A 21,787-nucleotide genomic window follows, 5' to 3' on the forward strand; every position below is an offset into this window, starting at 1 on the left:
GGGTTGCCGTGACTGACTCAACGATTGCCCACCGGCGTCCGGCGATCTTTGTCGCGCTGCTCGTTTCTGTATTTCTTCTCACCGGGTGCCCCATGCAAGATCAACACTCCGCAGCGCCCGTGCTGCCCCGCTTCACCAAGCTCGATGTATTCGATCCGCACCGCCCGACCTTCGAGTGCAAGCACGAGGTTGATGTCAATCCGCCAATTACCGCCGAAGCTGAGGCGTTGTTTCAGCAAGGCATGGCTGTCACCAGCTATGACCTGTGGCCCGATGACCGCGACAACGAGAAAGCGGCGCAACGATGGACGGAGGCGGCGGTCCTGGGACACTGGAAGGCACAGCTCAACCTCGCGGGGCTGTACCTGCAGGGGTTGGGTGTGCCGCAGGATGCTGACAAGGCCCTGGAGCTCACCGAAGACCTGATGCGCAAGGGTGTGCCCGCGGCTTGGGACAACATGGGCGCCTACTACATGGGCGGAGTTGGCCCGCTCAAGCAGGATGCCACTGTGGCCTATGCGTTCTGGCAGAAGGCTGCGGACATGGGCAGCATGGCGGCGCAGGCGTATCTGGGCGAAAAATTACTTGGGACGCACGACGAGCCGCCTTCATTCTGGGGAAATCGCGTCATCGGACTCAAGATGCTGGAGTGCGGTTTTGCACAGGGATCTGGGAAGGCGGCATTTGAGTTGGGTTTGACACTCGATGTTGTTGAGAGAGCCTACCCGCGTGCTCTCTTCGTCTTGCATGAGAGCGTAAAACTTGGCAATGAGGATGGTTCGCGCTACCTGTTTGGATCATTTGACGATGGAGATGCACTTGGCGAACATCGCATCGACAAGGCCCGTGCCAAACGCTACCAAGTACTCGCGAATGCTCTCTGGCGCAACCCCGACCTGCGCTTCCCGAACCTTGACAAGGTTCTGCCGCTTCCTCCTGCCGATCTACCCAAATGGGACGGCAACAATCAGGCCTTGATCGATGCCGCCAAGGCCCTCGTGATTCAGCCAGCGAGGCAGCCTACACCCGGCTCGCAGCGCAGCGGCCGCGCTCGCATTCCTCAAGGTCATGTGCTGCAGCCACAGGCCCGCGCTGTGATCGTAGAAGCCAATACGCCTGTTCCTCACAGCGGCTATTGGCAGCCACGGCTGTACGCGCTCCATCGTGAGCATGAGCAGGTGTGGGAGCGCGCGCAGGTGCCGCAGCGCTACGAAAAAGGCGAGACCTTCGAGACCGTGGACCGCAGCAGCATGGGCCCGTACGCCAAGGTCGCACCTCGCACCGTCTGGCACTACATGGGTGAAGCAGTTGCAACGACCATCGGCTCTCATCCCCTTGTAGCTCAAGGTATTGCTCGCAGCACCTCCATGCCCGAACCGCTTGTGCGCTGCCAGGGCAGCCAGCCTTGTCCGCGCACCGGTGTGTGGTTGGCGTCGATACCCAAAGATCATTCCTTCGCGGCCCGCTACAACCGCTGGGATCGCCAGAGCTATGTGGCACACGGTCGGGCGTTTCCAGATTCTGGAGACGGCCATCTGCATATCGAACCAAGCACCGTCACCTGGCTGTGGCTGGGCAATGCCAATGAATTGGGGTTCGGGGGCGTGGCCAATGTGAGCCTTGGTCATCCGGGGGCGGAGGGAACGAACGCGTGACGATCTTTGGCGCGGGCATGAAACGCAAGCATCTGATGGCTCTTGCCGCAGCGCTCGGCTCTGCATTTCTTCTCAGCGCATGCCCTGCACAGGAGGAGCACTCCGCGGCGCCCGTGCCGCCCCGTTTCACCAAGCTCGATGCATTCGACCCGCATCGCCAGAGCTTCGAATGCAAGCACGAGGCCGATGTCAATCCACCCACCACAGCCGAAGCTGAAGCGTTGTTCCAGCAAGGCATGGCTGCCACCAGCTATGACCTCTGGCCCGATGACCGCGACAACGAGAAAGCGGCGCAGCTCTGGACACGAGCGGCGGGAAAGGGCCACTGGAAGGCGCAACTCAATCTCGCGGGGTTGTACCTGCAGGGGTTGGGTGTGCCGCAGGACGCCGACAAGGCTTTGGAACTTACCGAAGACCTGATGCGCAAGGGCGTGCCCGCAGCGTGGGACAACATGGGTGCCTACTACATGGGAGGCATTGGCCCGCTCAAGCAGGACGCCACTGTGGCTTATGCGCTCTGGCAGAAGGCTGCGGACATGGGCAGCATGGCAGCGCAGGCATATCTGGGCGAGAAATTACTTGGGACACACGACGAACCGCCTTCATTCTGGGGAAATCGCCCGATATCCCGGAAGATGTTGGAGTGCGCGTTTGCCCAAGGTTCTGGAGCGGCCGCATACACATTGGGATTGGATCTGATGGGCAATGACACCTCGTTAGGGGAGAGCTTCACGCGCGCCTTCAGCACTCTCCACGAAGGCGTCAAACTCGGCAACGAAAAAGCGGCAAACAGTTTGTCTGTTGCCTTTGATGCCGGCAGAGCACTCGTTGACCATCGTATCGATGTGGCGCGCGCCGAGCGCTACTCCATCCTGGGCGACGCCCTGTGGCGCAACCCCGACCTGCGCTTCCCAAACCTCGACAAGGTTCTCCCGCTGCCCCCAGCCAATCTACCCAAATGGAACGGCAACAAGCAGACCCTGATCGATGCCGCCAAGGCCCTTGTGGTTCAGCCAGCGGTGTTGCCTACACCGGGCTCGCAGCGCGACTCGACAACGCACAGATCAATTGACTTCAGTCGCTCGTCGGGACGCTGAGCGATTATGGAGAGGCAAGGGGCGCGGTGCATAAGCACATGTGCAAACAGATATCAGCCGCGCGCCACAATGTGCGCCTGCACCGTCCGCCTCGAAGAAAGACCGATATGGCCCATTCTCCCTTCTCGCGTCGCGCCTTGCTGGCCGCCGGCGCCTTGCTCTGCACCGCCGCCGCATCGACCCTCGCCCTGGCCCAGCCCGACTGGCCGCAACAACCCGTCACACTGATCATGGGCTTCCCGGCCGGCTCGGGCGTCGACGTGGTGGCCCGCGCCATCCAGGAGCCGCTGTCGCGCCAGCTCGGCAAGCCGGTGATCATCGACTACAAGTCGGGCGCGGCCGGCAACATTGCCAGCGAATACGTCGCCCATGCCAAGCCCGACGGCTACACGCTTTCGTTCGGCACCGCCGCCACGCACGGCAGCAACGCCGCGCTCTACAAGAAGCTGCCCTTCGACGTCGAAGCCGACTTCGTGCCCGTGGCGCCCGTGCTCGACGTGTCGAACGTGCTCACCATCAACCCCGACGTGATCAACGTGCGCACGCTCAAGGAGTTCGTCGAGCTGGTGAAGGCCAACCCCGGCAAGTACAACTACGCCTCCACCGGCAACGGCGCGGGCACGCACATGGCCTTTGCCGAGTTCAACTCGCGCCTGGGCCTGAACATGGTCCACGTGCCCTACAAGGGCGGCCCCGAGGCCATCACTTCGGTGGTGCGCGGCGAAACCTGCTGCATCATGAACCAGGTGCAGACCGTGCTGCCGCACTACAAGGCCGGCAAGGTGCGCCTGCTGGGCGTGACCACCGCCACGGCGGTGGCGGCCGTGAAAGAGGTGCCGACCATCGCCTCCAGCGGCCTGCCGGGCACCAAGGGCTTCGACAGCGCGATCTGGTTCGGCATCTTCGCGCCCAAGGGCACCGACGCGCACATCGTCGACAAGCTCAACGCCGCCGTGAAGACGGTGCTCGAGCAGCCCGAGATCCGCGAGCGCTTCGAGAGCCAGGGCAACACCGTGCGCATCGAGTCGCCCGCGCAGTTCAAGAAGACCGTGCACGCCAACCGCACGAAGTGGGCCGAAGTCGCCAAGGCGGCGAACATCAGCATCGACTGATCAGAGCGTCTTCGCCAACGTGAGGATGAAGCGGGCCTTGTTCGGCGAGTACGTCGTCTGGCCGACGGTGCCGAAACCGACGTCGTAGCCAGGGTTGGCCACAGCGACGTACGCGCTCTTCTTGTTGGCGCCCTGCACCGAGCCGGTCAGCGTGAGGCCGCTGCCGAAGTCGTAGGTGGCGCCGACGTTGTAGTCGACATAGCTCTTGTAGCCCAGGCTGCGGATGTCGCTCGACATGTTCGTGTACCCCACGGCCGCTTTCAGCGTGACCTTGGGCACGATCTCCTTGCTGTAGGCCAGGTTCAGGTAGCCGGTGTTGCGGCCCGTGCGGCCCGAGCCGGTCTTGGCGCCGGCGTAGCCGAAGTAGTCTTTCGACACCGTGTGCGAGTACTTCAGTGTGAACGAACCGAGCGTGGCATCGGTGTAGCCCGCGCTGGCGTACAGCTCGGTCGTGTTCCCCGTCGAATTGCCCGGGTACAGGTAGGTGAGGGCGCCCACGTCCATGTCGAGCGGGCCGGCCTTGAACTTGTAGCCACCGTACAGGTCGCTCTCGAGGCTGTTGCCCTTGAGCCAGTTCACGCTCGAATTCCAGTTGCCGATGTAGAAGCCGCTGTCGCCGAAGGCGTAGTCGAAACCGCCCTGCACGGCGGGCTTGAAGCCGCGGGTCTTGGCGTAGTCGTTCTTGCCGAGCATGTCCTGGTCCTGGCCGCGGAACTTGTAGTTCGTGGTCAGCGCGACGTTGCCTGTGAGCTGTGCGTTCGCGAGCATCGGCAGGGCGAACAGGGTGGGAAGAACGAGCACCGGCAAGGCGGTGCGAAGGAGGTGTTTCATCGAAAGAATTCGCTAACGGATGGAGGAGCCGGCAGCGTAGAAGGGCGCGTCTAAAGGCCGCGTAAAAAACGAAGGCCCCGGCGCAAAAGTTGTGTGTCGGGCATCGTCATCGCGACCACGCCCAGCACCACGCAGGCCAGCCCGACCCACGCCGTGGGCGCCAGCGTCTCGCCCAGAAACACCACGCCGATCGTCACGCCGATGGGCACGCGCAGATAGGCTTGTGCCGACGTCGACATCGGCCCCAGCGTCTTGATGAGCCGGAAGTAGATCGTGAAGGCCAGCGCAGTCGACAGCACCGCCAACGCCAGCACGGCGAGCATCGAGTCGGCCGAGGGCGCGAGCGCCCAGGGCCTGTCGATCGCCAGGCTCGCGGGCACGAGCAGGGCCGCGCCACTCAACAGCGAGCCGGCCGCGGGCACCATCGGGTCCAGGCCCTTGAACACGCGGCCGAACATCGCGGCGCAGCCGTAGCAGACAGCCGCCACCACCAGCGCCAGCTGTGCCAGCAGCGAATGCCCCAGCCCGTGCAGGGCCTCGAAGCCCACGATCAGGCAGATGCCCGCCAGCCCCGCGCCCACGCCGAAGAGGCGCTGCAGCGTCGGCTTCCCCGAGCCGCCGAGGCCCCACCCCAGCAGGAAGATGAAGATCGGCGAGGTCGAGTTGAGGATGGTCGCCAGCCCCGCATCCACGCTGCGTTCAGCCCACGCAATCAGCGTGAACGGCAGCACGCTGTTCAGACAAGCCTGCAGCGCGAAGCGCCGCCATGTCGCGCCGTCTTTCGGCCAGCGCACACCGCGCACGCGCAACACCGCGAGCAGCAGCAACCCGGCGATCAGGGTGCGCGCCGCGATCAGCGTGACCGGCGGGATCGTCGCCACGCCGATCTTGATGAAGGTGTACGAGGCGCCCCAGCAGGTCGCGAGCACCGCGAGCAGCGCCCATTCGAAAGCGGGGGCGTGGGGTTGGCCTGAAGCGGCGAGCGGGGTCGTTGGCATGGTGCGCCGATCTTCGCGAGACCGGCCCTTCGACACTTCGCTCACGAGCGAAACGTGCGTTGCGAAAGCCTCAGTGATCGTGCCCGTGGCTTCGCGCCGGCGCATCGCCATTCAGCAGCGCCGCCAAATCGACTTCCTGCTCCGCCGCCGCCCCCGCGATCACGCGCTGCTCCAGCGCGTCGCAAAATAATTCGATATGGTTGACAAAAATACAACCCCCATGAGTTCGAACATGCCTTCCCTGCTGCTTCGCAACGTGCGCCCCCTGGGTGCTTCTGCGGTCGACGTGCGCGTGCACGACGGGCACATCGCCGAGATCGGCACAGCGCTCGCCGCGCCGCCCGGCGCCACCGTCGAAGAAGGCGAGGGCGCCTTGCTGCTGCCCGGCCTCGTCGAAGGCCACACCCACCTCGACAAGACGATGTGGGGCATGGACTGGTACCGCAACGAGGTCGGCACCAACCTCACCGACAAGATCGAGAACGAGCGCGCCTTCCGCCACGCCAGCGGGCACGATGCCGCCGCCCAGTCGCTGGTGCTCGCGAAGGCCTTTCTCGCGCTCGGCACCACGCGCTTGCGCACGCATGTCGACGTCGACACCCAGGCCGGCCTGCGCCACCTCGAAGGCACGCTGCGCACGCGCGAGACGCTGCGCGAGGTGCAGCAGATCCAGGTCGTCGCCTTTCCGCAGTCGGGCCTGCTCGGGCGCGCCGGCACGGCCGAGCTGCTCGACCAGTCGCTGGCCATGGGCGCCGACGTGCTCGGCGGCCTCGACCCCTGCGCCATCGACGGCGACCCCGTGAAGTCGCTCGACGTGCTCTTCGGCATTGCCCACAAGCACCAGCGCCCGCTCGACATCCACCTGCACGAGCCCGGCGCCATAGGCGCCTTCTCGCTCGACCTGATCCTGCAGCGCACCGAGGCGCTCGGCATGCAGGGCAAGGTCGCCATCAGCCACGGCTTCTGCCTCGGCGATGTGAGCGAACGCGAGCGCGACGTGCTGCTCGCGCGCATGGCCAGGCTCGGCGTGGTGCTCGTCACCAGCGCACCGCCGTCGCGCAGCGTGCCGCCGCTCATGGTGTGCCGCGCCGCCGGCGTCACCGTGCTCGGCGGCAACGACGGCATCCGCGACACCTGGTCGCCCTACGGCAACCCCGACATGCTCGAGCGCGCCATGCTCATCGGCCTGCGCTACAACCTGCGCCGCGACGACGAGCTCGAAGTGGCGCTCGACACCGTCACCCACTCGGGCGCGCGCGGCTGCGGCTTCGCGGCCTACGGGCTCGACGTGGGCTGCCGCGCCGACCTCGTGCTGGTCGACGCGCAAACGACCGCGCAGGCCGTGGTGAGCCGCCCGGTGCGTCGGCTCGTGGTGTCGGGCGGCCGCGTGGTCGCGCGCCACGGCACGCTCGTGCCCGGCGCCGTGCTCGCGTGAGCCGCGCTGCATCCGCCGTAGCGACCCACTCGCGCACCGGCGCGGGCCCGGTCTTCTTCGCCTGCGTGGTCGTGCTGGTGGCGCTCAACCTGCGCGCTTTTCTCACGTCGAGCAGCCCCTTGCTCGAACCGATCCGCGCCGCAACCGGCATCGGCTTTCACGCCGTCGCATTGCTCACCGTGCTGCCGATGTTCGCGATGGGCGCCGTGTCGCTGTCGGGCGCGGCCGTGGGCCAGCGCCTGGGTGCGCGCGGCGGCATTGCGCTCGGGCTCGGCGCCATCGCGCTGGCCTGCGCCGGCCGCTATGTGGCAGGCGGTGCCGCGGCGCTGCTGTGGAGCGCCGCGCTCGCAGGTGCGGGCGTCGGGCTGGTGCAGGCGCTCATGCCCGGCGTGGTCAAGCAGGCGTACCCCGCGCGGCTCGGCCTCATGACCGGGCTCTATTCGGCCGCCATCATGGGCGGCGGCGGGCTCGGCGCCATGGCCAGCCCGTGGCTCGCGCGCGCCGTGGGCGGCGATGCGCAGCTCGACTGGCACGCCGGCCTCGCCATGTGGGCGGTGCTCGCGGTCGTGGCGCTGGTGGCGTGGCTGCGCGGCGCGCGGCAGCTGCCGTCTGCGTCGTCATCCGCACGCGGCACCGCCGATCCCTCGCTCGACCGCGCCTGGCTGCGCTGCTTCGGTCATCGCCGCGCGTGGCTGCTGGCGCTGTGCTTCGGCCTCATCAACGGCGGCTACACCAGCCTCGTCGCGTGGCTGCCGCGTTACTTCCATGCCGAGCGCGGCTGGACGGCGCAGCAGGGCGGTGCCGTGCTCGCACTCATGACGCTGGCGCAGGTCGTCGGCGCGCTCACCCTGCCGGCGCTCGCGCGGCGCGGCGGCCAGCGGGACCTGCGGCCCTGGCTGGTCGGCGCGCTGCTGGCGCAGCTCGCGGGCTTTGCGGCGCTCGGGCTCGCACTGCCCGTGCCGGCGGCCGCCATCGCCGTCGTGCTCGGCGTCGGCCTGGGCGGTGCGTTCTCGCTGTGCATGGTGCTCGCGCTCGACCACCGGCCCGACCCTGCGCAGGCCGGCGCGCTCGCCGGCTTCATGCAGGGCGTGGGCTTCATGATCGCGGCGCTCGCGCCTTTCGTCACTGGCTGGGTGCGCGAGCAGACCGGCGGCTTCACCATGGCCTGGGCCTATCTGGCCGTCGTCACCGTGCTGCTGCTGCCCGCCGTGCTGCGCTTCGACCCGCGCCGCTACGCCAGTGCCACGGCCGGCCTGTTCGGCGCGCCGGCCGCACCTGCGCTGTCCCCCATCGACCAGGCCCGCAAGGCTTGAGAAGGTGTGAACGAACCCGCCATGTCCGCTCATCCCGCCCAGACGCGCCCCCTCGGCGTTGCAAATGCTCGCCATAGCCCGAGCTATGGCTGCGCTTTGCGCCTTGATGGGGCACGCCTGGGCGGGCTGCTCGACCACGCCGGATTCATTCACACCTTCTGAGTACCCAGGAGATCCGACCCATGTACCAAGAACACTTCATGCAGCGCGCCCTGGTCCTCTCGGCCCGTGCACTTCAGGAGCCCGGCACCGAGCCCTTCGGCGCTGTCGTCGTCAAAAACGGCGAGGTGGTGGGCGAGGGCTTCAACCACTCCGTCGCGCACCACGACCCCACCTCGCACGGCGAAGTCGAAGCGATTCGCGACGCCTGCCGCCGGCTGGGCACGGTTGATTTGTCGGGTTGCGAGCTCTACACCTCGTGCGAGCCCTGCGCCATGTGCGTGGCGGCCATGCACATCGCGGGCATTGGCCCGCTGTACTACGCGGCCACGCTCGCGCAATCGGGTGAAGCATTCAAGGGCGTGACCCTGGCGGCCCGCCACCCCATCGACGTCGACGTGCTGCGCACCGAAGCCGGCGCACCGCTGGCCGCGCGTGTGCAGCCGGCCGCACAGAAGATGGACGCCGAGGCCGTGCGCATTCTGTCGGCGTGGGCTGAGCCGCGGCGCGGCGGCTGAAGCGCTACGCAGCCGCAGCGTCGCCGCGCTGCGCTGCTTCGAACTCGGCACGGTTGAACAGGCCGAAGTACAGAACCTCCGACCACTGCAACCCCAGCGGATATTCCGTCGCGCGGCTGCGCGTGCTGTCGCAGTCGTCGTCGAAGCGCAACCCGAAGAAGGCATCGAGCGGGGCCGCCTGCTTGGTCGCACCGGCCTCGCGCAGCAACTGCGCCGCTGCCGCGGTGTCTTGCGGCAGCGCATCGAGCGCGGCGCCGGCCTGTTGGCAGCGCGCCAGCTCCTGCTCGACGCAGGCCCGCAGCGGGGCTTCTTCCGATTCGGACATGGTGTCGAGCTCGATCGTCTCCAGCAGCAGGTGTTCGTCGCGGTGGGCTTCAAGAAAAGCCAGGGTTTCGTCCAGCCACTTCGGCAGCTGCGTCGAGCCCGTCGCGGGTGTTGTTGCTGCGGGCGCGGCAATGGCAGGGGGCGCCATCGATGCGGTCGACGACGAGAGCCGGCTCTTGATCCGCTCGATCAGCGACAGGGCCTTCGGCGCCGCAGGAGGTGCCGCGGGCGGGGCTGCGGGCTCCGGCACCGGCGCCTGCGCTGCCAGAAACCGCACGATGTCGATGAAGCGCTTCACCCGCGCAAAGCCCGGCTCGAAGCGGCTGCTGATCGCGTACAGCTTCACCTTCTCGTCCGCCTCGTCATCGTCGAGGCCGTCCGAGATCAGCGACGCGCACAGCTGCGGGTCGCCCGACATCAGCAGTCGGTACATGAACGGTACGTCGTAGTTCCACTCGGACACGCCCGAGATCGTTTCGGGTCGGTCCGTGTACGACGTGGGCCGGTTGCTGAGGCTGTACAGGTAAGAGCGATTGGCCATGGAGTCGAAGTGTGAATGGCGGCTGCAATGTGAGCGCGTCGCCGTGACAAAAATGAAGAAGTGCCACCCCTTGCGAAGCGGCCTTCGGCCTGGTCAGCTGATTCTGCCCGCGCCAGATTTACACTCCGCCCCATGCAAGGAAAGCAAGGAAAAGACGACGTTCAGCGCGGTCTGCAGCCCGTGGTGGAGCTGCGCTCTGAAGGCGCGTCGTACCTGTATTCCGTGCGCGCGCCGCGCTCCAAGGGCGTGATCCCGCCCAGCTCTTACAGCCACACCGGCTTTGCCAGCGTCGCCGATTGCCTGCGCGACATTGCCCGCGCGCTCGGCGGCAACTTCACACGCATCTACGTTCGCCTCGAAGGCCATTGCGTCGGCGAGCGCGACATTGCCGAGTTGCGCAAGGCGCCGGACGCCGTCGCGGCGGAACTGCAGGCCATGTGCCGCGCGGTGATCGCCGAGCAGCAGAAGCAAAAGCCGCCGCAGCAACAACAGGAACAAGGCGAAGCCACCGTGCAGCGCGGGTAGCCGCACCTAGCGACGACGACCGCCGCTGCTGCTGTCGCGCGCGCTTACTGCGCCACGTTCACGATGGTCGCCTGCATCATCGCCACCACCTTGTAGTCTGTGTCGCTCGCCTTCGCGAAGGCGCGCACTTCGCCCGTGCACACCGCGAGCAGCTTGCCCGAACTCTGCACCCGGCCGACCGCCAGGAAGCGCTCGCCCAGCGCGGGCCGCATGAAGTTGATCTTGAACTCCGCCGTCACCACGTCGCAGCCCTGCGGCGCTTTCGTGAGCCCCGCGTAGCCGCAGGCGCTGTCGACGATGCTCGTCACCGCGCCCGCATGCACATAGCCGCGCTGCTGCGACAGCGCCTTCGAGAACGGCATCTCGATGTGCACCTCGCCATCGCCCACATGCACCAGCCGCGCGCCGAGCGTGGCCATCAGGCCCTGTGCGTTGAAGCTGTCGGAGATGCGGGTGTGGAGGTCGGTCATGGCTGGCGAGGGGGAAAAGAAGCAGAAGAAAGAGGGCGCCGGTCGTGGCGCCCCGAGGGGTTGCTGCATTCTGCCGCGCGGCCGCACCGCCTCATGCCCGACGCCAGGGCCTCAATCCCACGCCGGCGACAGCCCTTGCGGATCGGTCAGCCGCTCGCCGCGGTCGAGCGCCGCGATCTGCGCCATCTCGGCCTCGGTCAGCGTCAGTTGCTGCGCCTTCAGGTTGCTCTCGAGGTTCGCGCGCTTCGTCGACGACGGAATCACCGCGTAGCCCAGCTGCATCGCCCAGGCCAGCACCACCTGCGCGGGCGTGGCGCCGTGCGCCGTGGCAATCGCGCCGATCACCGGGTCGTTCAGCACCTTGCCGTAGGCCAGCGTCATGTACGAGGTGATGCGGATGCCCTGGCTCTGCGCGAAGGCCGCCGCCTTGCGGTTCTGCAGGTAGGGGTGCAGCTCGATCTGGTTCGTGGCAATGGCCGGCGCGCCCACGGCGGCAATGGCCTCCCGCATCAGCGCGATGTTGAAGTTCGACACGCCGATCTGCTTCGTGAGCCCCAGCGCCTTGGCCTCGGCCAGCGCGCCCATGAACTCCGCCACCGGCACCGCGTTGCCGGGCGAGGGCCAGTGGATCAGCGTCAGGTCCACATGGTCGGTGCGCAGCTTGGCGAGGCTGTCTTTCAGGCTGGGCACCAGCTTGTCTTTGGCGTAGTGGTCGGTCCAGATCTTGGTGGTGATGAACAGGTCGTTGCGGGCCACGCCGCTTTCGGCAATGGATTGGCCCACCTCGGCTTCGTTGCCGTAGATCTGCGCCGTGTCGATCGTGCGGTAGCCCAGGTCGAGGCCGTTCTTCACCGAGTCGATCACCACCTGGCCCTGCAGGCGGAAGGTGCCGAGCCCGAAGGCGGGAATGGGAGCGTTGATGTTGTTCGTGGTCATGACGTGTGTTGTCCTTGTGCGTTCAAAGAAATGGAAAAGAAGAGGGGAGAAGAGGAAGGCTCAGTGCCCGACCGGCACCGGCCCCGAGGCGTGCACCGGAATGCCGGCACGGCGGTCGAGCGTGCCGCTCCATTGCGTGAGGGCCAGAGAGACCAGCACGACGAGTGCGCCGATCCAGGGCGTGTGCATCAGCCCGAGGTGCGTCACGATCAAACCGCCGGCCCAGGCCGCGCCCGCAATGCCCAGGTTGAAGGCCGCGATGTTCAGGCCCGAGGCCACGTCCACCGCCTGCGGCGTGAAGCGTTCGGCCTGCTTCACCACGTACACCTGCAGCCCCGGCACATTGCCGAACGCCACCGCGCCCCACATCAGCACCGCCACCAGCGCCAGCCACTTGTGCGGCGCCGCGAAGTTGAAGACCAGCAGCACCGCCGCCAGCAGCGCAAAGATGATCTTCAGCGCCGGAATCGGCCCCAGCCGGTCGGCCAGCTTGCCGCCCCAGATGTTGCCTACCGCCACCGAGATGCCGTACACCAGCATCACCCAGCCCACCGCGCCGGCGCTGAAGCCCGACACATCCGTGAGGATCGGCGCCAGGAACGTGAACGGAATGAACGAGCCGCCGTAGCCGATGGCCGTCTTGGCATACACCAGCAGCAGGCGCGGCTCGGCCAGCACCTTCGCTTGTTGCGCCAGCGAGGCCGGCGGCGTGTGGCGGATGTTGCCCGGCACGAAGATCCAGCTGCCGATGAAGGCGACCACGCCCAGCGCCGACACCGCCAGGAAGGTCTCGCGCCAGCCGAAGTGCTGCCCGATGAACGTGCCCAGCGGCACGCCCGTGACCAGCGCCACCGTGAGGCCCGTGAACATGATCGCGATGGCGCTCGCCGCCTTGTCCTTCGGCACCAGGCCGGTGGCAATCGTCGAGCCGATCGAGAAGAACACCCCGTGCGCCAGCCCCGTGAGCACGCGGGCGGCAATCAGCGATTCATAGCTGGGCGCCTGCCACGCCAGCAGGTTGCCGACCGTGAACAGCGCCATCAGCCCGAGCAGCAGCGCCTTGCGCGGCAGCTTGCCCGTGAGGGCCGTGAGCACCGGCGCGCCAATGGCAACGCCCAGCGCATAGAGGCTGACCAGCAGGCCGGCCGAGGGAAGGCCGATGCCGAGGTCGGCAGCGACGGTGGGGAGGAGGCCAACGATGACGAACTCGGTCGTTCCGATGGCGAAGGCGCTGAGGGTCAGCGCGAGTAAGGCGATTGGCATGAGAGCACTCCTTCTGGGATGAGGAGGAGTGTCTTGCGGTTACCTTTGCGGATAAATGGGGGTGGATGCAGAAGATAGTTGCCCTGGAGACAATAATCTATTCAAGCTTTGAGTACTCTGTTATGCAACGATCCTGCTCAACTTATGGCCGTTAAATTCCGTTGCATGCATGCGTATTTTATTGCCTGTCAAATTGCTTGAAGTATGTTTCGTATTGGGATTTTGAAATAATTCCGATTTTCTCAAAAAAACAGGCTGTCTTTATTTTAAAACTATTCTTGATCATTTTAATTAATGATTGATAGCGATCAGTGCTCTCTATGCCTAATGCATGACCGTCGCTCTTTTTGATTTGCGCCTTAATGTTTCCGCGTGCTGATGCATTGAGGTCTGCCGATCTTTTTGAATCTTTTCTAGACGTTGGGCAAGATTCACCATCTCGATTAACTTCCAGATATTCGACTAAGAGGGAATTAAATCTTTCCTCGAATTTTTCATCGGCAAGATCTTCAATCATTGTATTGAGCAAGCGCCGGGATTTTCTTGCGACCTCAATGTATCTGTTTCCGACGATTCGGTGCTGAGTTATTTGTTTTTCTAGGCCAAAAAAACTGAGCACTGCTGTCGAAAGGCCAACAAATACCGAGAGGGCAGAAAAGGCCAGCTTTTGCTGATCTGCATTTAGGTTGATTAAAGGCAGTGCTTCTTTGAAGGCTGCGGATGCTATCAGAGCAGTGCCGATGACTGATGACAGTCCAAGAAGGATCTTGTAAACATTTTTCCTGTCTGCGGCAATGAAGTGACGGTCTTTTCCGATTTTTGAGTCGACCTCCAAGTTGGCGACCTCAAGCATCTTTAATTGTGCAGAGTCTATTGAATTGCTTGCTGTCATGAGAGTTGAAAGGTGGTTGAACGGATGCTCATGCGCTTTCCATCAGTCGGATGTAGTTTTTTAATTTCCCGGCCAAATAATCAACGACATTGGGTTTTGAAATTGCTTGTACTGCGGTGAACTCAATGAAGTTTGCTCCGCGCCTAATGTTGTTGGTGATTTGCTTGGACTCACGATTCCCGCCTTGTAGCACTGAGCATTCTTTGTAGTTTTCAAGAATTAAGTCTGGTCGAAATCCGCTGACCTGGGTGCTTCCAAGGTTGTAATTTGGATATATTTTTCGCAACTCAGTCTCGTACTGAACGCTTCTGAATTGTCCTGCCGCCCAAAATTTCTGCGTAGGTATGTTTTTTATGGCTTGTATTTGTTGTACCGCCTGATTTCTTGAGGTCAAAATCCCGTCAACAGTTTTCTGTGTTGCATACGGACTTGGAACATTGAACAGAACATCAAATCCATCTCGCAAAGTTTGAGCGTCTGGCAGCATGCTTAGCAGCGGGCCAATCATTTTTGGTCCGAGTAGAATTATTCTTAAATTCCACTCTGACTCAAGCATTAAGGCTGACTGTTGATTTGTTCCTGGCATTATTTTTGAGGCCCAATCGTCAGTCCAAAGCAATATTGAAACTTCTTCCGCACTAAATTCAGTCAATGGCTTCCCCATGCTGACGAGCAACGGGAGGTAATCCGGTTGTTCGTGAAGAACACACAACGTAAGATGGTTTTTTATTGCTGGGCGCCCCATTCTTGTTTGTACCGCATCACTGACTGCCGCATCAACTGCTTCAAAGGCTGCGGGAAATGTGCCTGCACCGGCGAGCGAGTCAAAAATTGCTGTTTTCCGCCCTGGCGTTGCGTTATTTATGCAATACCAATAAGAAAATCCATTAAGTCTATTTGTATTGATGCGAACAACTTTTTCTTTTGTGGAAGCATCTGCTGGAGGTAGTTCCTTGACTGACATCATTCCATGATGTTGGCCATTTACATGGTATGCGAAGTTGTCGAGGAATTCGCGACGATTGCTAAGCATCACGAACAAGCAGCCTCTCAATTCAGTCCGGCAAAATTTCACAAACTTCTCTGCGGAGGCCTTTAGTAAGCGCTCTGGATCGGATGATTGTAGGAAATTTTGCATATCCATCCCAAGCAATCGAAGTTGCATGTATGCCTGATCAGCTTCATCAAGCAGAACTATTCCTCGGTTGTTTTGGTGATTGACAAAATTCTTTATCTCTAAATTCCAATCGTCGTCGTGACCTGCATCTCTCGATAGCACTTTGAGATTGTTTGCTGGTGCGACTATTCGTTCGCCAGTGGTGAACTCGTCAACCGCTATGCGATGCCACAAATTCTCGTCGTCATATTCCGTTGCATTTCTGCTCTTTTCCACATCGCCTGCAAAACGGCGTGCGAAGAGCGTTTTTCCTGAGCCCTGTGGTGCATATATCCCAAGAGTTCGTGACTCTCTTCTCGCAAATAATGCTCGTCGCATTGTGCTCAGCTCATGAACCAGTGGTTGCCAGTGATCAAGGAAAACGCGATATCTTTCGAAGTCGGACAAACTCTCTGCCCGATCTGGGTATCGCAACGCCATTAATTGTCTCGACATATGCTCCGCCTTTAATGTAGGTCGGAAGCATAACCTGTGGAAACACTTTGCAATACAGATAACTGACGGGAATTGGAGAAAACCCCTAAGGCTACTCTTGCAAATTTAGGCGCAATTTGATTTGTCTTGCTAGAGGCCACGACGCGTTGAGTGGCGGATAAGCCTTGGCTATACTGCTTCGTCGCGCGAGAAGGCGCGATCGGGTTTGGAAGCCCGTCGAACCCTCTGCGACGAAAGCCGCAGACACCGCACGTGGTCTGCGGCTTTTTCGTTCGTACGCCTTTTTAGGCGGCTCGGACGGGAGGGCGCGAGCCCTGCCGGCTTTCGCAAGAGGGTTCCCGGTCTTCCAACCCGTTCGAGCTGCCGCCACCGTTTGGAAGCGGGTGCGTCGGCTGTAGCAAACAGAACCCGATTGGAGGCCTCTATGGCTGAATCTGCACCCGTGTTCGTGCAATCTCGCGCTTGCACCTCTTCTCTCGACCCCGCACCTACCCTCGACGACCTCGCTCTCCAAGCCTGCGACGACGCCGACAGCCTCAACGGCGTAATGCGCGCCTACACCGCACTAGAAAAGCTCGTAGACACCAGCGCCTTGAACGACAGCGAAGAGCTCGCCCCCACCCGCACTGAACTGAGCGCCCTGCTGCGCCTGCTCAACGAGGCATTGATGACACGCATCGCCACCGTCAACGCAACAGCCGGCGCGGTACGCGATGCGCTGCTGCAAGCGCAGCCCTCGCTCAAGCCGGCCTAGCCACAGCGGCCGGCGTGAAGCCTCTGCATCACTACCGGCCCGGAGCCCCTACGCCGCCTTCGGCTCCGGCAACACCGCCGTCAACGCAAAGTCCACCAGCATCAACCACGTCTCTTCGAGCCCGGTGATGTTGTGGTGGTCCGAGTTCGACACGGTCTGCACGCTCACGGGCGTGGGCCAGGCGGCGATGAGTTTTTCGGAGCGTTCGTGCGGCACCACGTCGTCCTTCGCGGCGAGCAGCACCTGGGTCTTGGCGGCGACTTCCTTGCTGTGCTCGATGGAGTTGAAGCGGTGCCGCAGCAACAGCGACAGCGGCACGAGCGGAAAGCGCTTCTTCGCAACTTCGAGCAGCGAGTCGTACGGGGTGACGAGCTGCAGGCTTTCGAAGGGCTGTTGCGCCACGAGCTGGATGGCCACGCCGGTGCCGAGGCTGCGGCCGACCACGTGCAGGCGCGCGTGCGGAAAGGCGCGGCGCAGGTGGTTGGCGAATTGGGCGGCGTCGGCCACGGAGGCGATTTCAGAAGGCGCGCCCTCGGAGTCGGCCACGCCCCGGTAGTTGAGCGCCGCAAAGCCGAAGCCCTCGGGCAGCCAGTGCAGCATCTGCGCGGTGGCGCGCACGTCTTCGCCGCGGCCGGCGAAGTAGATGAACAGGTCTTGCAGCGCGTCTTCACCGTGCGGGTGGTACACGTAGCCGCGCACCATGCCGCCCGGCACGGGGTGCGAGTAGGTCGAGAAGTCGTCCGACAGATGCACCACGGGCAGCTTGCGGGCGTTGAACAAGATGTGGCCCTGTCGCGTGGCGAGCAGGGTCCAGTAGGCGGCCAGGCTGCCAATGACGGCGGCCGAGGCCGACAGGGCAATGCGCGCAATCTTGGCTTGGGTCTTCGGCTGCAAATCAGGGCTCCCGGAAAAATGGCTGCGTGGCGCCGCAAGGGCAGGGCCCAGCGGGTGCACAACGCGCAAGGGGCGTAGTTTCACCGCGTTCGCAAGGCGCTGCGTTGCGAGGTGTATGGCGGTACCGTGCGGCGCGCTGGCCGGGGGCTGAAGATAATCCGGACATGATCGCTCTCGACTGCTACTACAGCCTCTCCTCGCCCTGGGCCTACCTCGGCGGCCCGCAACTGCAAGACATCGTGCGCCGCCACCACGTGCAGCTCACGCTCAAGCCCTACGACTTCCAGGCGGTGGTACCGCAGACCGGCGGCATTCCGCTGAAGACGCGCCCCGAGCCGCGCCGCACGTACCACGCGCTGGAGCTGTCGCGCTGGCGCGATTACCTCGGCATGCCGATGAACCTGGAGCCGGCGCACTACCCGAAGGGCGCGCCGACCGATCCGAACTGGAACAAGTACCCCGGCTGGATGGTGATTGCCGCCCAGCTGCAGGGCCTCGACGCGCAACCGCTGTCGCACGCCTTGCTGCGCGCGCTGTGGGCCGAAGAGCGCGACACGGCGCAGGCCGACGTGCGCATCGCGATCGCCGATGAAACCGGCTACGACGGTGCGGCGCTGCAGGCGCTGGAGCAGTCGGCCGAGGTGCTGGCCGTGTACCGCGCGAACAGCGCCGACGCGGTGGCCGCGGGCGTGTTCGGCGCGCCCACGTTCATCCTGAACGGCGAGCGCTTCTGGGGACAAGACCGCCTGGCGTTCCTCGACCGGGCGCTGGACAAGCTGCGCGCCGGCGGCTGAGCGACCACGTCGTTTTTCTTCTTCTTCAGGCGAACGAGCGCGGCAGCAGCGCGGGAATGAGCGAGCGGTTCAGCCGCTCGCGCCACCAGCGCAGCGCCTGGCCTTGTGCGCCGGTTTTCCACGCGAGCCAGAAGGCTTCGGGCGTGCGCGGCTCTTCGGTCGGCAGTTCGACCAGCGTGCCGCGCGACAGCTCGCCGGCGATGCAGGCGCGCGGCAGAAAGCCGTGGCCCAGCCCGGCGACCTGGCAGGCGACCTTGGCGGCCATCGACGGCACGGTGATGCGCGGCTGGCCGGCCATGAGGCCCACGGTGCGGTCTGACAGGATGCGCGCGGTGTCGCCGACGACGATGGCGTTGCAGTCGATCAGGTCGCCGCGCTGCACGGGGCGCGTCAGCCGCGTGAGCGGGTGGGTGGGCGCGACGCAGAAGGCGAATTCGAGGCTGCCCACGGCCGCGGTCTGGTAGCCGCCGCCGGCCGGGCCTTCGCCCGCGGCCACCACGATGTCGGCGCGGCCCTCGCGCAGCGCCTCCCAGCTGCCGGTGAGCGCCTCGCAGCCGATGCGCAGCCGCGTGCCGCAGCGCAGGTCTTCAAAAGCGCGGATGTCGCTCATGAAGGCCTCGGTGGGAATGAGCGAGTCGTGCACCAGCCGCAGCTCCGACTCGTAGCCGGTGGCAATCTGACGCATGCGCGATTCGAGGTCGCTCGCGGCGCCGAGCAGCCAGCGGCCTTCCTTGAGCATTTCTTCGCCGGCCCCGGTGAGGGTCACGCGCGGGCCGTTGCGCTCGAACAGCAGCATGCCGAGCTGCTCTTCGAGCTTGCCGACGGCGTAAGAGATGGTGGAGGGCACCTTGTTCAGCCGCGTGGCGGCGGCGGCAAAGGAGCCGTGGCGCGCAATGGCGTCGACGACCTCGATGGCTTCCAGGGTGAGCTTGAGCACGGGGCGTTCCTCGCAAAAAAGGAATGATCGAAAACTTCGATCATTGATGGTGAAAAGTTTCGTCGATGAGGCCCTGCGTGCACCGGATGATTCAGCCCACGCCAAGGAAATTCCCTCCGAAAGCGATTGTGAATCGAATCGAATATCTAAGTACTCAACCCTGTCAAAGGAGCCTCTCATGACCGTCAAAGCCACCCCCACCGCCGGCGCCACGCTGCTCACCCCCACCGACCACACGCTGGTGATGATCGACTTCCAGTCGCAGATGGCCTTTGCCACGCACTCGATCGACGCCGTCAACCTGCGCAACAACGCCGCGCTGGTGGCGCAGGCGGCGGCCGGCTTCAAGGTGTCGACCATCCTGACGACGGTGGCCGAGAAGAGTTTTTCGGGTCCGATGTTCAGCGAGATCACCGACGCCTTCCCCGGCCAGAAGATGCTCGACCGCACCTCGATGAACACCTGGGAAGACGCCGCCGTGATCGACCGCGTGAACGAAATCGGCAAGCCGCGCATCGTGCTGGCGGGCCTGTGGACCAGCGTGTGCATCGTGGGCCCGGCGCTCTCGGCGCTCGACCAGGGCTTCGAGGTGTACGTGATTGCCGATGCCAGCGGCGACGTGTCGGTCGAGGCGCACAACCGCGCGATGGAGCGCATGGTGCAGGCCGGCGCGCGGCCGATGACCTCGCTGCAGTACCTGCTGGAGCTGCAGCGCGACTGGGCGCGTGGCGACACGTACGAGCTGACGACCGGCATTGCGAAGAAGGTGGGCGGCGCCTACGGTCTCGGCGTGACCTACGCCCAAACGATGTTCGGCGCGCACGAAGGCTGAGCGCCAGAGCACCCGGAAGGCCGACCGACCATGAAGACCTATGTCGTTTCCCTCGCGCTCGGCCTGCTGGTCGGCGTGATCTACGCGCTCTTCCAGGTGCGCTCGCCGGCGCCGCCGGTGATCGCCCTGGTGGGCCTCTTGGGCATCCTGCTGGGCGAGCAGATCCCGCCGCTGGTGCGGCAGGTGTTCGACCGGCCGGCCGCCACCTCGTGGCTGCAGCACCAGGTCAAGCCGCATGTGTTCGGCGAACTGCCCGCCTGCGTGAAGCCCGAGGCGGTGAAGACCGCCGCCGCCCGCCCCTCGGAGCGGAGCGACGCATGAGCTCGCAAGACCCGCAACGCCGTCACTTTCTTGGCGCCCTTGGCGCCCTCGCAGCCACCTCCATCGCACCCGCATCGACCATGGCCCACACCGAAAACTCCACCCCCGACCTCATCCTGCGCAACGGTCGCTTCACCACGCTGGACCGTGCCAACCCCACGGCCGATGCGGTGGCGATCAAGGACGGCCGCTTCACCCGCGTGGGCCGCGCCGAAGACGTGCTGCCGCTGGCCGGCAGCCGCACCCGCGTGATCGACCTGCAGGGCAAGCGCGTGCTGCCGGGGCTCATCGACAACCACCTGCACATCATTCGCGGCGGGCTCAACTACAACATGGAGCTGCGCTGGGACGGCGTGAAGAGCCTGGCCGATGCGATGGGCATGCTCAAGCGCCAGGTGGCGATCACGCCCGCGCCGCAGTGGGTGCGCGTGGTGGGCGGTTTCACCGAGCACCAGTTCGTCGAGAAGCGCCTGCCGACCCTGGCCGAGCTGAACGCGGTGGCGCCCGACACGCCGGTGTTCATCCTGCATCTGTACGACCGCGCGCTGCTCAACGGCGCCGCGCTGCGCGCCGTGGGCTACACCAAGGACACGCCCGCGCCGCCCGGCGGCGAGATCGTGCGCGACAGCGCCGGCAACCCGACCGGCCTGCTGCTGGCCAAGCCGAACGCGGCCATCCTCTACGCCACGCTGGCCAAGGGGCCGAAGCTGCCGTTCGACTACCAGCTCAACTCCACGCGCCACTTCATGCGCGAGCTCAACCGCCTGGGCGTGACCGGCGCCATCGACGCGGGCGGCGGCAACCAGAACTTCCCCGACGACTACGAAGTGATCCGCAAGCTGCACGACGACGGGCAGCTCACGATCCGCCTGGCCTACAACCTCTTCACGCAGAAGCCCAAGGCCGAGAAGGACGACTTCCTGAACTGGACGGCCAACTCGACTTACAAGCAGGGCGACGACTACTTCCGCCACAACGGCGCAGGCGAGATGCTGGTGTTCTCGGCGGCCGACTTCGAAGACTTTCGCCAGCCGCGCCCCGAGATGGCGCCCGAGATGGAAGGCGACCTTGAAGGCGTGGTGCGCATCCTGGCGCAGAACCGCTGGCCCTGGCGCATGCACGCGACCTACGACGAAACCATCAGCCGTTCGCTCGACGTGTTCGAGAAGGTCAACAAGGACACGCCGCTCGCGGGCCTGAACTGGTTCTTCGATCATGCCGAGACGATTTCCGAGAAGTCGATGGACCGCATCGCCGCGCTGGGCGGCGGCGTGGCGGTGCAGCACCGCATGGCTTACCAGGGCGAGTACTTCGTCGAGCGCTACGGCCCCGGCGCGGCCGAGGCCACGCCGCCGGTGAAGCGCATGCTCGAACGCGGCCTGAAGGTCTCGGCCGGCACCGATGCGACGCGCGTGGCCTCGTACAACCCGTGGGTGTCGCTGTCGTGGCTGGTCACGGGCAAGACGGTGGGCGGCATGCAGCTGTACCCGCAGCGCAACTGCCTGGACCGCGAGGCCGCGCTGCGCATGTGGACCGAGAACGTCACCTGGTTCTCGAACGAAGAGGGCAAGAAG

The 21,787-nt window shown here is 64.4% G+C and carries 22 protein-coding genes; 12 read left to right on the forward strand and 10 right to left on the reverse strand.

Annotated features, from left to right (window positions below):
- Positions 1–8 precede the first annotated feature (8 nt).
- From AAG801_RS16675 to AAG801_RS16685, 3 genes are all read left to right on the forward strand, one after another.
- Complete coding sequence (locus AAG801_RS16675; RefSeq protein ID WP_341889366.1) at positions 9–1,655, forward strand: DUF6396 domain-containing protein; 1,647 nt, start codon at positions 9–11, stop codon at positions 1,653–1,655.
- On the forward strand, positions 1,652–2,752 hold the full coding sequence (locus tag AAG801_RS16680; RefSeq protein ID WP_341889367.1) for a DUF6396 domain-containing protein: 1,101 nt from the start codon (positions 1,652–1,654) through the stop codon (positions 2,750–2,752). Before AAG801_RS16675 ends, AAG801_RS16680 begins: the two co-directional genes overlap by 4 nt.
- 107 nt (positions 2,753–2,859) lie before the next feature.
- Positions 2,860–3,864 (forward strand): tripartite tricarboxylate transporter substrate binding protein, encoded by a 1,005-nt coding sequence (locus tag AAG801_RS16685; RefSeq protein WP_341889368.1) that lies wholly within the window; start codon positions 2,860–2,862, stop codon positions 3,862–3,864.
- On the opposite strand, the gene AAG801_RS16690 is transcribed toward AAG801_RS16685, so the two are convergent.
- Both AAG801_RS16690 and AAG801_RS16695 read right to left on the reverse strand, forming a co-directional pair.
- Positions 3,865–4,695, reverse strand: coding sequence for a TorF family putative porin (locus AAG801_RS16690; RefSeq protein ID WP_341889369.1), 831 nt, complete (start codon positions 4,693–4,695; stop codon positions 3,865–3,867).
- A gap of 50 nt (positions 4,696–4,745) precedes the next feature.
- Positions 4,746–5,693: an EamA family transporter gene (locus tag AAG801_RS16695; protein ID WP_341889370.1), complete on the reverse strand. Its 948-nt coding sequence runs from the start codon at positions 5,691–5,693 to the stop codon at positions 4,746–4,748.
- Positions 5,694–5,925: 232 nt separating this feature from the next.
- Between AAG801_RS16695 and AAG801_RS16700 the strand changes: the two genes are divergently transcribed.
- The 3 genes from AAG801_RS16700 to AAG801_RS16710 all read left to right on the forward strand — a co-directional run bounded on the left by AAG801_RS16700 (position 5,926) and on the right by AAG801_RS16710 (position 9,118).
- Positions 5,926–7,128, forward strand: a complete 1,203-nt coding sequence (locus AAG801_RS16700) for an amidohydrolase family protein (RefSeq protein WP_341889371.1) — start codon at positions 5,926–5,928, stop codon at positions 7,126–7,128.
- Positions 7,125–8,441 (forward strand): cyanate transporter, encoded by a 1,317-nt coding sequence (locus AAG801_RS16705; RefSeq protein ID WP_341889372.1) that lies wholly within the window; start codon positions 7,125–7,127, stop codon positions 8,439–8,441. Before AAG801_RS16700 ends, AAG801_RS16705 begins: the two co-directional genes overlap by 4 nt.
- A gap of 182 nt (positions 8,442–8,623) precedes the next feature.
- Entirely contained in the window at positions 8,624–9,118 is a 495-nt protein-coding gene (locus tag AAG801_RS16710) for a nucleoside deaminase (protein WP_341889373.1), read from the forward strand.
- A gap of 4 nt (positions 9,119–9,122) precedes the next feature.
- On the opposite strand, the gene AAG801_RS16715 is transcribed toward AAG801_RS16710, so the two are convergent.
- Positions 9,123–9,983: a hypothetical protein gene (locus AAG801_RS16715; protein WP_341889374.1), complete on the reverse strand. Its 861-nt coding sequence runs from the start codon at positions 9,981–9,983 to the stop codon at positions 9,123–9,125.
- A gap of 132 nt (positions 9,984–10,115) precedes the next feature.
- Between AAG801_RS16715 and AAG801_RS16720 the strand changes: the two genes are divergently transcribed.
- Positions 10,116–10,508 carry a hypothetical protein gene (locus AAG801_RS16720; protein ID WP_225616908.1) on the forward strand — a complete coding sequence of 131 codons (393 nt, stop codon included), beginning with the start codon at positions 10,116–10,118 and terminating at the stop codon, positions 10,506–10,508.
- A gap of 44 nt (positions 10,509–10,552) precedes the next feature.
- Here AAG801_RS16720 and AAG801_RS16725 read toward each other — a convergent pair whose 3' ends face one another.
- From AAG801_RS16725 to AAG801_RS16745, 5 genes are all read right to left on the reverse strand, one after another.
- Entirely contained in the window at positions 10,553–10,978 is a 426-nt protein-coding gene (locus AAG801_RS16725; protein ID WP_341889375.1) for a PaaI family thioesterase, read from the reverse strand.
- Between the two features lie 111 nt (positions 10,979–11,089).
- Complete coding sequence (dkgB, locus tag AAG801_RS16730) at positions 11,090–11,914, reverse strand: 2,5-didehydrogluconate reductase DkgB (RefSeq protein ID WP_341889376.1); 825 nt, start codon at positions 11,912–11,914, stop codon at positions 11,090–11,092.
- A gap of 60 nt (positions 11,915–11,974) precedes the next feature.
- Positions 11,975–13,177, reverse strand: a complete 1,203-nt coding sequence (locus tag AAG801_RS16735; RefSeq protein ID WP_099795047.1) for an MFS transporter — start codon at positions 13,175–13,177, stop codon at positions 11,975–11,977.
- 178 nt (positions 13,178–13,355) lie between these two features.
- A complete protein-coding gene (locus tag AAG801_RS16740) occupies positions 13,356–14,069 on the reverse strand; it encodes an SLATT domain-containing protein (RefSeq protein WP_341889377.1) in 714 nt (237 codons plus the stop codon).
- A gap of 28 nt (positions 14,070–14,097) precedes the next feature.
- Positions 14,098–15,666 carry a hypothetical protein gene (locus AAG801_RS16745; protein WP_341889378.1) on the reverse strand — a complete coding sequence of 523 codons (1,569 nt, stop codon included), beginning with the start codon at positions 15,664–15,666 and terminating at the stop codon, positions 14,098–14,100.
- Between the two features lie 439 nt (positions 15,667–16,105).
- On the opposite strand from AAG801_RS16745, the gene AAG801_RS16750 reads away from it, so the two are divergent.
- On the forward strand, positions 16,106–16,435 hold the full coding sequence (locus tag AAG801_RS16750) for a hypothetical protein (protein WP_341889379.1): 330 nt from the start codon (positions 16,106–16,108) through the stop codon (positions 16,433–16,435).
- 48 nt (positions 16,436–16,483) lie between these two features.
- On the opposite strand, the gene AAG801_RS16755 is transcribed toward AAG801_RS16750, so the two are convergent.
- On the reverse strand, positions 16,484–17,329 hold the full coding sequence (locus AAG801_RS16755; protein ID WP_180288643.1) for an alpha/beta fold hydrolase: 846 nt from the start codon (positions 17,327–17,329) through the stop codon (positions 16,484–16,486).
- Between the two features lie 164 nt (positions 17,330–17,493).
- Here AAG801_RS16755 and AAG801_RS16760 point away from each other — a divergent pair, with 164 nt between their 5' ends.
- Positions 17,494–18,123 carry a 2-hydroxychromene-2-carboxylate isomerase gene (locus tag AAG801_RS16760; protein WP_341889380.1) on the forward strand — a complete coding sequence of 210 codons (630 nt, stop codon included), beginning with the start codon at positions 17,494–17,496 and terminating at the stop codon, positions 18,121–18,123.
- Positions 18,124–18,148: 25 nt separating this feature from the next.
- On the opposite strand, the gene AAG801_RS16765 is transcribed toward AAG801_RS16760, so the two are convergent.
- Positions 18,149–19,060 carry a LysR family transcriptional regulator gene (locus tag AAG801_RS16765; RefSeq protein WP_341889381.1) on the reverse strand — a complete coding sequence of 304 codons (912 nt, stop codon included), beginning with the start codon at positions 19,058–19,060 and terminating at the stop codon, positions 18,149–18,151.
- A 178-nt stretch (positions 19,061–19,238) separates the two neighbouring features.
- On the opposite strand from AAG801_RS16765, the gene AAG801_RS16770 reads away from it, so the two are divergent.
- The 3 genes from AAG801_RS16770 to AAG801_RS16780 all read left to right on the forward strand — a co-directional run.
- Entirely contained in the window at positions 19,239–19,892 is a 654-nt protein-coding gene (locus AAG801_RS16770) for a hydrolase (RefSeq protein ID WP_341889382.1), read from the forward strand.
- Positions 19,893–19,922: 30 nt separating this feature from the next.
- Positions 19,923–20,213 (forward strand): DUF1427 family protein, encoded by a 291-nt coding sequence (locus AAG801_RS16775; protein WP_101491220.1) that lies wholly within the window; start codon positions 19,923–19,925, stop codon positions 20,211–20,213.
- Positions 20,214–20,293: 80 nt separating this feature from the next.
- The coding region (locus AAG801_RS16780) for an amidohydrolase (RefSeq protein ID WP_341889383.1) at positions 20,294–21,787 on the forward strand (1,494 nt) is incomplete at its 3' end.

It is taken from the genome of Variovorax sp. YR752 (genome assembly GCF_943372545.1).